Annotated in this window: 9 protein-coding genes; all 9 read left to right on the forward strand. The window is 66.7% G+C overall.

Translation table 11 applies throughout. The annotated features are described in order from the left end of the window. Positions 1-387: 387 nt before the first annotated feature. The 9 genes from pgaA (at position 388) to proX (ending at position 12,504) form a co-directional block, all read left to right on the forward strand. Complete coding sequence (gene pgaA / locus EV687_RS05175; protein WP_162846554.1) at positions 388-2,829, forward strand: poly-beta-1,6 N-acetyl-D-glucosamine export porin PgaA; 2,442 nt, start codon at positions 388-390, stop codon at positions 2,827-2,829. A 123-nt stretch (positions 2,830-2,952) separates the two neighbouring features. Beyond that, the gene (gene pgaB / locus EV687_RS05180; RefSeq protein ID WP_207226377.1) at positions 2,953-5,007 is read left to right on the forward strand and encodes a poly-beta-1,6-N-acetyl-D-glucosamine N-deacetylase PgaB; all 2,055 of its coding nucleotides are present in this window, start codon (positions 2,953-2,955) and stop codon (positions 5,005-5,007) included. Beyond that, complete coding sequence (gene pgaC / locus EV687_RS05185; RefSeq protein ID WP_122226752.1) at positions 5,004-6,332, forward strand: poly-beta-1,6-N-acetyl-D-glucosamine synthase; 1,329 nt, start codon at positions 5,004-5,006, stop codon at positions 6,330-6,332. Before pgaB ends, pgaC begins: the two co-directional genes overlap by 4 nt. A gap of 52 nt (positions 6,333-6,384) precedes the next feature. Next, entirely contained in the window at positions 6,385-7,029 is a 645-nt protein-coding gene (gene pgaD, locus EV687_RS05190; protein ID WP_162846555.1) for a poly-beta-1,6-N-acetyl-D-glucosamine biosynthesis protein PgaD, read from the forward strand. A gap of 69 nt (positions 7,030-7,098) precedes the next feature. Continuing rightward, positions 7,099-7,503, forward strand: a complete 405-nt coding sequence (locus EV687_RS05195; protein ID WP_122226754.1) for a rhodanese-like domain-containing protein — start codon at positions 7,099-7,101, stop codon at positions 7,501-7,503. 196 nt (positions 7,504-7,699) lie between these two features. Beyond that, complete coding sequence (locus EV687_RS05200) at positions 7,700-8,107, forward strand: hypothetical protein (RefSeq protein ID WP_130466456.1); 408 nt, start codon at positions 7,700-7,702, stop codon at positions 8,105-8,107. A 699-nt stretch (positions 8,108-8,806) separates the two neighbouring features. Beyond that, positions 8,807-10,084 (forward strand): glycine betaine/L-proline ABC transporter ATP-binding protein ProV, encoded by a 1,278-nt coding sequence (proV, locus tag EV687_RS05205; RefSeq protein ID WP_122226756.1) that lies wholly within the window; start codon positions 8,807-8,809, stop codon positions 10,082-10,084. A 14-nt stretch (positions 10,085-10,098) separates the two neighbouring features. Continuing rightward, positions 10,099-11,421, forward strand: coding sequence for a glycine betaine/L-proline ABC transporter permease ProW (proW, locus tag EV687_RS05210; RefSeq protein WP_122226757.1), 1,323 nt, complete (start codon positions 10,099-10,101; stop codon positions 11,419-11,421). Positions 11,422-11,463: 42 nt separating this feature from the next. Continuing rightward, positions 11,464-12,504 (forward strand): glycine betaine/L-proline ABC transporter substrate-binding protein ProX, encoded by a 1,041-nt coding sequence (proX, locus tag EV687_RS05215; RefSeq protein WP_122226758.1) that lies wholly within the window; start codon positions 11,464-11,466, stop codon positions 12,502-12,504. The last annotated feature ends 44 nt before the right edge of the window (positions 12,505-12,548 follow it).

The raw sequence follows: 12,548 nt of genomic DNA on the forward strand, positions 1-12,548 counted from the left end.
GGCGCCGGGCCCCCGCCTGCGTGCAGGCCATCGCCCGGCCGCTCCACAGCACGCACGGTCCGATCCTCTCATGGCGCACCTGTGCACCGGCAGCCATCCGCTTGCACGCTCCCGGAAGCTGACCGCCAACGGCCCCGATGTCGCTTCACCGGAACACAAAGGTCAATCAGTGTCAAACCGCACCAATGCACCCGAAGTTCCAGAACATTACTTCATATACTTTTCATTCCATTGAAAATTAAATAATAAAAACAAATACTTATACATAAAAATTTACATTCCATCCATGAGGAGGAACGATTGAGACATTCTCGCGAAAGCGCGCGGCCCGAGCACACGTGCCGGCCCCGCCCATGCGCAGCAAACAGTGTGGCCATGGCCATCGGCATGCTGCTTGCCCTGGCCGGACAAGGCGCTGTGCAGGCCGCTCCAGCAGACGGCTACGAGCAGCGCATCCAGCAGGCCCGGCAGGGCGAATATGCGGCGGCGCTCGCCGCGTTCGAGCAGGACGCCCGGCAAGGCCCCCTTTCCAGCCGCCAGATCGACGACTGGCTGCTGATCAGCAGTTGGGCCGGCCGTGACCAGGACGTGCTGGACATCCACCAACGCCACGGAGCCAGCGCAGCACTCTCGGCCGACGCGCTTGCGGCGGTCGCGCGCGCCCTGCGCAACCTGCGGCAATGGGATGCCTCGGCGCGGCTCTATCAGGCGCTGATGCAGCGCGAGCCCGACCAGCCCGACTGGCAGCTGGGCGCCATCCACGCCCTCGCCGACGCCGGAAAGACGGGTGCGGCTCAACAGCAACTGGCGCAGTTCGGGCACCGTTTTCCGGACCGGCAAGCCGACCACCTGCTGGCGAAAAGTTATCTGCAACGTGCCACGCATCAGCCGTATGCGGCCTTGCGGACCGCTGACGAGGCCGTGCGGCGATGGCCACGGAACGCGGCGGCTCAGGACAACCACCTGCTGAGCCTGGAAGCCGCAGGCCTGCCTCTGCCGGCGCTGCAAAGGTTGGATGGCAAGCCCGGGGCCCCGCTGGATGCCGCGACACAGCGCCGCCTGCAACTCGACCAGGCCGCCGAGCTGGTGCGTCTGTCATTCACTGCCACGCGCGCCGAGCACGAGCGCCTCGGCCTGGCCGACAAGGCGCTCGCCCTCTACGATGCGCTGCTGCCCGGATGGCAGCGCCAGATGGCGGATGCGCGGTCATCGGACGCGCAACTCGCGCACGACATCCGTCGCGCACGAGTGGACCGTCTTGGCGCCTATTGGAATGCCCGTCAGTTGCCGGAGCTGCTGCAGGAGTACGAAGCCCTGCGCGCGCAAGAGCCGCAGATCACCGATTACGCGCTCGTCTGGGTGGGCGCGGCACTGCTGGAGCAGCGCCAGCCCGAACGCGCACGGGACGTCTTTGCAGCGCTGCTGGCGCGGCCCGGCCAGGCCCCGGAAATCGTCGAGTCGGCGCAGTCCGGGTTGTTCTATGCCCTGATCGAATCCGAGGCGCTCGATGAAGCCAGCGCCCTGGCGCACCGGACCCTGGCCCGGACGCCGCCGCAGTTCCGGCTGCCTGGCGGCACCGCCGCCGAGCCCAACGGCCACTGGCCCGCAGCCCGCCGGGACCAGGCTCTGGGCGATTACTACTCCGACCGCCTGGCCAGTGCCCAGGCCGGACTCGAAGCCATGCTGGCGTTGGGCGCGGGCGACCAGAACACCCGCATCGCGCTTGCCAACGCGTACCGCAGCCGCGGGTGGCCGCGCCGCGCCGCCGACGAGTTGCGCATCGCCCAAGCGAACGACAATCCGCTTCACCCCGAGCTGCTGCGGGCACAGGCCGGCGTGGCCACGGATTTGCAGGACTGGCGCACCGCCGAGGCCCTGGTCACCAACCTGTATCAGCGCTTTCCGGAGGAGGACTGGGCACGGCGCGCCATGCGCAGCTGGCAGACAACGCGTCAGCCGGAGCTGCGCATCGAGGCCGGCTGGAGCGACTCCAACGGCGCAACAGCCATCGGCCAAGGCGCCATCGACTATTCGCTGCTCGTCTACAGCGCCCCCGTGCAGCAGGACTGGCGCCTGTTCGCCGGCACCGCGCATGGCAGCGGCAGCTACCCCGAAGGCAAGGGGCATTACACCCATTGGCGCGCCGGCCTCGAATGGCGCCACCGCGACACCCATGCCGAGGCCGAATTGTCCTCGCTGCGCGCGGCCGGACACGGCCACGCAGGTCTGCGTCTGATGCTGCGGCAGCAATGGGGCGACCATTGGCAGGCCCTGGCCAGTTGGGGCCGCAACAGCGTGAACACCCCGCTGCGTGCGCTGCGCAGCGGCATCAGTGCCGACGAAGGGCAAGTGCAACTGCAATGGCGGGCCCATGAAAGCAGCCGCTGGCAGCTCGGGCTGGGCACGCTGCGTTTCGACGACGGCAATCGCCGCACCGAGCTGCAGCTGGCCGGCCAGCAGCGCGTGCTCACGGGCGCGCACTGGCAACTCGATGCCGAGCTGATGCTGGCACAAAGCCGCAACTCGCAGCCCGGCGGCCCCTACTTCGCGCCCAGCCGCGACCACAGCATCCTGCCGGGCCTGACTGCGCGTCACATCCTGCATCGCCGCTACGAACGGGCCTGGAGCCAGGAGCTGCATGCCGCACTGGGGCGCTACTGGCAGCGCGGCCATGGCAGCGGAGCCATCGAGCAGTTGCGCTACGGACAGCGCCTGGCATTCGACGAAGCCACGGAAATCGGCTTCCAGACCGGGCTGCAGTGGCGCCCTTATGACGGCAGGCGCGAGCGCGACCTGTTCTTCACCATCGATCTCACCCACCGGTTCTGAGCCATGCCCAGTCTGCTCCCCTTCTTCTCGCCCATGCCCGGGATGCGAAGCCACCGCCTGCTGGTGTGGCTCCGGCGTGCCCCTCGCACCGCATCATTGCCACACAGATCGCCTCGGAGGCTCTTGCTGCCGCTGCTGGGCGCATGGGTGCTGCTGGCCGCAGCACTGGCGCCTCAGGCCCTGCAGGCGGCCCAGCCAGTCTTCACGACCCCGGAGCAACGGCCCGTGCCGCTGCGCAGCCAGCCCTGGCCCTCCGGCAGTTTCCTGGTGCTGGCCTACCACGACGTCGACGATGACGAGGCCGACCAGCGCTACCTGGCGGTGACCACACGCAAGCTGGTGGGCGAGTTCGCCTGGCTGCGCGAGAATGGCTACCAGCCCGTGTCCGTGCAGCAAATCCTCGACGCGCACGCCGGCCGCTCACCATTGCCCGAGAAAGCCGTGCTGCTGTCGTTCGATGATGGTTTCAGCAGCTTCTACACCCGGGTCTTCCCGCTGCTGCGGGCCTACCAGTGGCCGGCGCTGTGGGCACCGGTGGGCAGTTGGCTCGATGCGCTGCCAGACCAGCCCATCGACTTCGGCGGTCTCGTCACCCCCCGCGAACGCTTTGCCACCTGGGAACAGGTCCGCGAAGTACACCGAAGTGGTCTGGTGGAGATCGGTGCGCACACGCAGAACCTGCACTTCGGCCACATCGCCAACCCGCAGGGCAATACCCAGCCGGCTGCCGCCAGCCTGTTCTATGACCAGCAGGACGGACGCTACGAAAGCCATGCTCAGTTCGAGGCCCGCATCAGCCAGGATGTTCAGGCCATCACCGGCCGCATCGCTCGGCACACCGGCCAGCCGCCCCGCGCCTGGGTCTGGCCCTATGGCGCCATGCATGGCCGCAGTTGGCAGATCGCGCGCCAGCATGGCTACCAACTGTCCTTCAGCCTGGAGCCGGGCTTGGCCAACGCCGCCGACCTGGACAACATCCCGCGCTTTCTGATCAGCGCAGACCTGCGCCTCAGCCAGTTCGCCGACTTCATCACCGGCATCCAGGACGCCGAGCCGCTGCGCGCCGCGCATGTCGATCTCGACTACGTCTACGACAGCGACCCCGAACAACAGGAGCGCAACATCGACGCGCTGGTGCAGCGCATCCACGACATGCGTCTCAACACCGTGTTCCTGCAGGCGTTCGCGGACCCGCAGGGCGACGGACTGGTGCGCGCCGTGTACTTCCCCAACCGGGTGCTGCCCATGCGCGCCGACCTCTTCAACCGCGTCGCCTGGCAACTGCGCACCCGCAGTCAGGCCCGCGTCTACGCCTGGATGCCGGTGCTCGCCTTTGACCTCGAGCCGGGGCTGGCCAGGGTCGGGCACGCCGCTGCCGTCGAACCGTTCGATGGAGGCAGCCATGAGGCCGCGCCATCGATACCCGCGCCTCCAGCGCCCGGCCAGTATTCCCGGCTTTCGCCCTTCGACCCGGCGGCGCGGCAGGCCATTCGCACCCTGTACGAAGACCTCGGCTGGCAGGCGGCCTTCAGCGGCGTGCTGTTCCATGACGATGCCATGCTGACCGAGGACGAGGACCTGAGCGCACCGGCACTGCAGGCCTACCGCGACGCCGGCTTCACGGGAGCGCTGCCGGTGCCGCTCGAAGACGCGGAACAACAGCAGCGCTGGATGCGTTTCAAGACCGGCGCGCTGACCGATTTCACGCTGGAGCTGGTGGACGCCGTACGCGGCGTGCGGGGCGCGCATGTGCGCAGCGCACGCAACGTCTTTGCCGGCACCATCACCGAGCCCGGGAGCGAGCGCTGGCTTGCGCAGAACTTCCGGCAGGCGCTGGCCGCTTATGACTGGACGGTGCCGATGGTCATGCCGCTGATGGAGCAGGTGCCGCGCCGGCAGATCGACGCCTGGCTCGATGGCATCGTCGATGCCGTCGCCCGCATCCCGGGCGCGCTGGACAAGACCGTCTTCGAGGTGCAGGCGGTGGACTGGCTGCAGCCGGATCAGGAAGGCCGGCAGCGCCGCATCCCCAGTGCGGAAATCGCGCACTGGCTGCGCCGCCTGAATCTCCGGGGCGCCAGGCACCTTGCCTACTACCCGGACGACTTCAAGCACCAGCACCCCGACGCCGCCAGCATGCGCCGGCACCTCTCCAATCACTGGTTTCCGCTGCCATGAACAACCGCCGCATCACGACTCCCATCCTGCTGTTCATGCTGTTCGGCCCGTTGCTGGCCATCTGGCTGCTGGGCTTTGACGCCGTCCTCGACTTCATCCTGTACTACCCGTTGCTGATGTCCTGCATCTGGGTGACCGGCGGACTGGTGTTCTGGTGGCGCTGGGAGCGCCACTGGCCGTGGGGCGAGAAGGTGCCGCCCCCCAGGCTCGCCGACGCACCACTGATCTCCATCATCGTGCCGTGCTTCAACGAAGCCCGGCACGTGCGCGAGACCATTGGCGCGGCGCTCACCCAACGGTATCGCAACATCGAGGTCATCGCCGTCAACGATGGCTCCAGCGACGACACCGGCGCGCTCCTGAACCAGCTCGCCAGCACCAACCCCAGGCTGCGCGTCATCCATCTGGCGCAGAACCAGGGCAAGGCGATTGCGCTGCAGATGGGCGCACTGGCGGCGCGCAGCGAATACCTGGTCTGCATCGACGGCGACGCCATGCTGGGCGCCGATTGCGCCGCCTATCTGGTCGAGCCGATGTTGCGCAATGCGCGCGTGGGCGCGGTCACCGGCAACCCGCGCATTCGCACCCGCAGCACGCTGGTGGGCCGCATCCAGGTGGGCGAGTTCTCTTCCATCATCGGGCTGATCAAGCGCACCCAGCGCATCTATGGGCGCCTCTTCACCGTCTCTGGAGTGATCGCGGCATTCCGCCGCAGCGCACTGCACCATGCCGGCTACTGGAGCAGCGACATGATCACCGAGGACATCGACATCAGCTGGAAGCTCCAGATGAATGGCTGGAGCACGTTCTTCGAGCCGCGCGCGCTGTGCTGGATCCTGATGCCCGAGACCTTGCGCGGCCTCTGGAAGCAACGGCTGCGCTGGGCCCAGGGCGGCGCCGAGGTGTTCGTCAAGCAGCTGCCGGAACTGGCGCAATGGCAGCACCGCAACATGTGGGGCCTGGCGGGCGAATTCATTCTCTCGGCACTCTGGTCGTTCTGCCTGTTCTATGCGCTGTGCCTGTACCTGATCGGGTGGCTGGTGCCGCTGCCCATCGAAATCGACCCGACGCGGCTGACGCCCTCGTCCTTCAGCGGCGTCATCCTGGCGGTGGCCTGCGTGGTGCAGATGACCGTGAGCCTCTTCATCGAGCGCCGCTACGAGCGCGGCCTGCTGGGCCTGCTGCCCTGGATCATCTGGTATCCGGCCGCCTTCTGGCTGATCAGTTTCCTCAGTACCCTGGTGAGCTACCCCAAGGTCATGCTTCGCAAAAGCCGCGGGCGCGCCCGCTGGATCAGTCCAGACCGGGGGATCCAACATGGCTGACAAGATGGCACTTGGGATGGCACCCGAAAATCCATCCGGAAAACCGCACCCGGTGAGTGCGGCAGCGGCTGCCCGCGCAAGCACCGCCCGGCGCAGCACCGCCACGCCACCTGCCCTGGTCTGGCACCATGGCCAGTGCCCGGTGCTGCCGCACCAGCCGGCCCAGTCCATCATCCTGCGGCCGCGCAAGGGCTCGCCGCGCCACCTCGTCGAGCTCTTCATCACCGCGCTGCTGTGGCTGGCCTTCATCTACCTTTGCCTGGCCTACCTGGGCAAGCGCTCGCTGCAGGAACTGCCCGGCTGGCGGGACTTCGGACTGGACTTCGCCACCAGCATCCTGATCATCGCCGTCCTGTACCTGGCCACGCTGGCGGCCGGCGCCATCGTCATGGGCATCTGGGCCGCATGCAACAAGTTCCTGGCCCTGCGACGACCGGCGAGCGCCCCGGCGCCAAGCCTCGAAGAGCGCCGCATCATGCGTGCCTTCGAAGTCTCGCGCACCATGTTCGACCGACTGCAACAAGGCAACGTGGTGACCATGTTCCACGATGCGCATGGCGAGATCGAATCGATCCGCGCCGGCTGCCAGATTCCCGAGAACGGCGAGACCCTCTCCCAGCTGCCGCCCGACAGCTTCTACCCCACGCAGTGGGACAGTGCCTTCGAGGATGACGCGCCCAGGCTCATGCCATCCTGAACGCCTGCGGCAGCAGGCGAGCAGATGCGACGAGAGAAATCCGGAGCGAGAAATGCGATACTCGCGGCCATGACTTCAGAAACCGCAAACGGCTACGCTGGCGACCTGCCTCCGCAAGAAGCCTGGCAATGGGTGCAGGATGGCACGGCGATCCTGGTGGACGTGCGCAGCGACGCCGAGCGCGCCTGGGTCGGCCGGGTTCCGGATGCCGCCGACATCGCCTGGAAGCAATGGCCCGGCATGGTGCCCAACGAAGACTTCGACCGCCAGTTGCAACAGTTGCCGAGAGACAAGAAGCTGCTCATGCTCTGCCGCAGCGGCGTGCGCTCGATCGCCGCGGCCCGGCGCGCCACCGAACTGGGCTACACGGCCTACAACGTGCTCGAAGGCTTCGAGGGCGATCTGAACGAGCAAGGCCAGCGTGGCACGCTCGGCGGCTGGCGCAGGCGCGGCCTGCCCTGGGTACAGCAGTAAAAACCGAACCTGTTCATGATCTTTTCATGGGCCGCGTCGCCGGCGTAGGCCGGCACGGCACTTGCTTGGTCTGCCTGGCATCCCCGCCTTGCCTGCAGCGAGCAGGGGCAATGCCTCCACCGCATAATTCATGGCTGCAGGCTTGCCGCGCTTCCGTCCGGGGCGCAAGCAGGTCTTGCCATGATCGGAAACCACCGTGAACGCACGCTCCAGACGCCACCTCAGGCTCCTTACCGCCCAGACTGCCGATCTGGGCCAGGCCGTACCACAGGTCATGGCCTATCGGCTCGGCAAGATGGCGCATGCCATGGCCCATCCGCATGACGCGGACGCGGTCGAACTCAACCAGATGATCGTCGAAAAGCAGGTCGCCTTCTGGCAGGCCTGGACGGCCATGGGACTACACGGCATGAGTGCCGCCCAGAACTTTTCGCAGCAATGGCTGCGCTGGTCCTGCATGCCCTGGACCAGCCCGGCAGCCCTCACCCCGCTGGCGCTGACCGGACAGTTGCAGGCCTCGCTGCTCGAGATGGCCACCAAGGGCCTCGCCCCGGTGCGCCGCAAGGCGGTGGCCAACTCACGGCGCCTGGCGCGGCGCCGCTGACCATACCGACCCGCCCCGGGCCGGGCCGGTCGCATCTCCAATCTCACATCTGCCGCAGCCAATGTGGCAGCGCCGTTCGCCTGTCAGAACCTGTCCGACAACCGTCGGCAAAAGCGGCTGACAAGGACTTTCTGCACACAAATTCGCCATTTGTTATAATTTACGGCGTTATGGTTGTTAATTTGCAATAATTTCTGCAATTTCAATCATCATCCGTTCATGCATGCTGGAGGTCTCAACGGCTTGGCAGGCATGAAGTTGTTCAACGGTTGGCAGGCATCCACCACACAGGCCCGCCGACCATCTGGATGGTCGTGTTTTCGACCCGATGCCCGACGGCCAGTCGCAGTGCGACTGGCACGTTTGCGTGAGACGGAATGCTTTTCCGGCTCACTCGGCAGCCAGTCGGCGCCTGGATGGAGTTCATCCGCCAGTGCCTGCTGTCTGAAGGCTTTCGCTTTTTTAGCGTTTTTTCTTCGTTGGTTCTTGTCGGTCCAGCCTGGCTGGGTTGGCGCATCGGGCGCCACCTCTCCAGGCCGGGCCGAGCGGTCCCGCTGGACTTTCATGGGTCTCACCCACGAAGGGGCGGTGGATCGGTTCCGAACCAGTTGCCAGGCATCGCCTCGCCCCATGCCGTGCATGGAGGCGCCGATGTGCGTTTGCGCATCCTTCTTTAGAGAGTCAAGGAGTTGCAGCAAGGTGGCCAAAAGTATTCAAATCGAACATGTCTTCAAGGTCTTTGGAGACAAACCCGAGCAGGCGCTCGCGTTGGCCCGGCAGGGCCTGGACAAGCAGACCATCCTGGAGAAGACTGGGCACTCGATCGGCGTGTACGACGCCAACTTCCACATCGAGGCCGGTGAGATATTCGTCATCATGGGCCTTTCGGGCTCGGGCAAATCCACGCTGGTGCGCATGCTCAACCGCCTGATCGAGCCCAGCAGCGGCAAGATCCTGGTCGATGGCCAGGACATCAACGACCTCAGCGACGCCAAGCTGCGCGCGCTGCGCCGCAAGGACATCAGCATGGTGTTCCAATCCTTCGCGCTGATGCCGCACCTGACGGTGCTGGACAACACCGCTTTCGGCCTGGAACTCGCCGGCGTGGACAAGGCCACGCGCCAGCAGGCCGCGCAGGACGCGCTCGAGCAGGTCGGCCTGGGTGCCTGGGGCGCAAGCTACCCCGACGAGCTCTCCGGCGGCATGCAGCAGCGCGTCGGCCTGGCCCGGGCGCTGGCGGCGGACCCCTCCATCCTGCTGATGGACGAGGCCTTCTCGGCCCTCGATCCGATCATCCGCACCGACATGCAGTCCGAATTGCTGCGCCTGCAGGAAGTCAAGCAGCGCACCATCGTCTTCATCTCGCATGATCTGGACGAAGCGATGCGCATCGGCAACCGCATCGCCATCATGAAGGACGGCCATGTGGTGCAGGTGGGCACGCCCGAAGAGATTCTGCGCAACCCGGCCGACGATTACGTGCGCAGCTTTACCAAGGGCGTCGACGCCTCGGTGGTGTTCAAGGTGGCCGACATCGCCCGCGTCACCCAACCGGTGCTGGAGATGCACAAACCGGGCACCGGCCTGCGGGCGGCACTGCGCATCCTGCAGGATCAGGACCGCGACTACGGCTATGTGGTCTCGCGCGGTTACCACTTCGAAGGCATCGTCTCCACCGATTCGCTGCGCAACGCCCGCAATGGCACCACCGAGTTGCAGCCGCTCTCGGACGCCTTTCTTCCAGAGCCCATCGTCGTGCGCGGCGATGAACTGGTGGCCGACGTGGTGGGCCGCGCCGCCGAGCCACGCTATCCGCTGCCGGTGATCGATGAGACCGGCAGGTTCCTGGGTGTGGTCAGCCGCACACGCCTGCTGCGCTTTCTCGACCGCGACACGCCGCCCCTGCCCGAGGAAGCCGGTGCCGGGCACGCCCCAGCGCAAGCCACCGCGGCAGCCGCAATGGCCGCCACCGTTTGAAAGGCACACGCACCATGACAGATACCACCCATACCACACTGCTGGCCCAGAACACCGTTGCCACCGACAACCCCTGGGCCACCACCGCCGCGCCACCGGCTGCGGCAGCCGAATCCAGCGGCGCGGCCAGCAATGGCAGCAACCCTTGGGCAACAGCCGGCAGCGCGCCTGCCGAAGCGCCCGCATCAACCCCTGCGGACAATCCCTGGGGCGGCAGTGCCGGTGCGACACCGGACGCCGCGGGCGCCGGCAGCAATGACTGGCTCTCCGCAGGCAGCAGTGCCACGCCAGTCAATGAGGGCTTCCAGATCAACCAGCTGTGGGACGGCTCCCTGCCCATCCAGAGCTGGATCAACGATGGCCTGGCCTGGTTCGTCGCCAGCTTCCGCCCCTTCTTCCAGGCCGTTCGCACCCCCATCGACGCAACGCTCGGCGGCATCCAGGATGCACTGCTGGCCGTGCCGACCCTGGGCATGATCGGCCTGCTAACGCTGCTGGCCTGGCAGTTCGCCGGCCGCGGTGTCGCCATCGGCTCGCTGATCTCGCTGCTCGTGGTCGCCATGCTGGGCGTCTGGCCCGAAGCCATGATCACGCTGGCGCTGGTGCTGACCTCGCTGGTGTTCTGCATGCTGATCGGCCTGCCGCTGGGCATCGTGCTAGCCAGCAGTGACCGGGCGCAGCGCATTGCCCGCCCGATACTCGACGCCATGCAGACCACGCCGGCCTTCGTCTACCTGGTGCCGGTGGTGATGCTGTTCGGCATCGGCAACGTGCCAGGCGTGATCGTCACCATCGTCTTCGCGCTGCCGCCGCTGGTGCGCCTGACCAACCTGGGCATCCGACAGGTGCGGCCCGACCTGATCGAGGCCGCCAAGGCCTACGGCGCCTCGCCCATGCAGATGCTCGCCAAGGTGCAGCTGCCGCTGGCCATGCCATCCATCATGGCCGGCATCAACCAGGCGCTGATGCTGTCGCTGTCGATGGTGGTGATCGCCTCGATGATCGCCGTCGGCGGTCTCGGCCAGATGGTGCTGCGCGGCATCGGCCGCCTGGACATGGGCCTGGCCACCGTCGGCGGCCTGGGCATCGTGCTGCTGGCCATCATGCTCGACCGCATCACCCAGGCAATGGGCCAGCCCAAACGCGGCGGCCAGTCCTGGCGGGACAACGGCCCGCTCGGCCTGCTGCGCCGCCTGCAGGCACCCAAGCCCGCGGCGGGCCCCGCCAAGGCGAATACCGCCGACGCTGCCGAGGCCGCGCCCCGCGCCGGCCAGAAGCAGGCCGGCACGGCGCGCCAGCCGGTCGCCGCCGACCCCGGGCATGCACAGCAAGCCTGAATCCACCGCTTTCGACCACCCAGACATGGAGACCATCAACGGATGCCTTTGAAAACCCTTCGACTTCGCAGTGCCGCCACCCTTGCCACTTTTGTCACGCTTGCCGTCACCTGTGCCCTGAGCCTGGGCGCAGCCCCCGCCGCCGCGCAGGACGCGCTGCCCGGCAAGGGCGTGGCCGTGCAACCGGTGCAGACCAACATCGCCGAAGAAACCTTCCAGACGCTGCTGGTGCTGCGCGCCCTCGAGAAGCTGGGCTATGACGTGAAAAGGATCCAGGAGACCGACTACTCGGCCGCCTACCTGGCCATCGGCAATGGCGATGCCACCTTCATCGCCACCAACTGGCAGCCGCTGCACGACGACTTCTACAAGCAGTCCGGCGGCGACACCAGGTTCTACCGGCCCGGCACCTATGTGACCAACCTGCTGCAGGGCTACCTGATCGACAAGAAGACCGCCGACGCGCATGGCATCACAAGTGTCGAGCAGCTCAAGGACCCGGCCATCGCCAAGCTGTTCGACACCAATGGTGACGGCAAGGCCGATCTCACGGGCTGCAACCCCGGCTGGGGCTGCGAGGCGGTGATCGAACACCACCTCGACGCCTATGGCCTGCGCGGCACCGTGACCCACAACCAGGGCAACTACTCGGCACTGATCGCCGACACCATCGCGCGCTACCGCGCCGGCCAACCGATCTTCTATTACGCCTGGACGCCCTACTGGGTCAGCGGCGTGCTCAAGCCCGATCAGGACGTGGTGTGGCTGCAGGTGCCCTTCTCCTCGCTGCCCGGCGAGCAAAAAGGCATCGACACCCAGCTGCCCGACGGCTCGAACTATGGCTTCCCGGTCAACACCATGCACATCGCCGCCAATCGGGCCTTTGCCGAACAGAATCCGGCAGCGGCCAAGCTGTTCGAGATCATGCGGCTGCCCATTGGCGACATCAGCGCGCAGAACCTGCGCATGCAGGAGGGTGAAAACCGGCAAGCCGACATCGAACGCCATGTCGATGCCTGGATCAAGGCCAACCAGGCCACCTTCGACGGCTGGCTGGAACAGGCGCTCGCCGCCGCCCGCTAGGCCCGGGCCTCGCCCGCCAGCCGACTCTTCCATTCATCATTGAC

Source organism: Corticibacter populi (assembly GCF_004217315.1).
GTDB classification, from domain to species: Bacteria; Pseudomonadota; Gammaproteobacteria; order Burkholderiales; family Burkholderiaceae_C; genus Lampropedia; species Lampropedia populi.

Coding starts and splice junctions, on each gene's coding strand:
- pgaA (WP_162846554.1), top strand. CDS start 388: ATGCTGCTTGCCCTGGCCGGACAAGGCGCTGTGCAGGCCGCTCCAGCA.
- pgaC (WP_122226752.1), top strand. CDS start 5,004: ATGAACAACCGCCGCATCACGACTCCCATCCTGCTGTTCATGCTGTTC.
- EV687_RS05195 (WP_122226754.1), top strand. CDS start 7,099: ATGACTTCAGAAACCGCAAACGGCTACGCTGGCGACCTGCCTCCGCAA.
- proW (WP_122226757.1), top strand. CDS start 10,099: ATGACAGATACCACCCATACCACACTGCTGGCCCAGAACACCGTTGCC.
- proX (WP_122226758.1), top strand. CDS start 11,464: ATGCCTTTGAAAACCCTTCGACTTCGCAGTGCCGCCACCCTTGCCACT.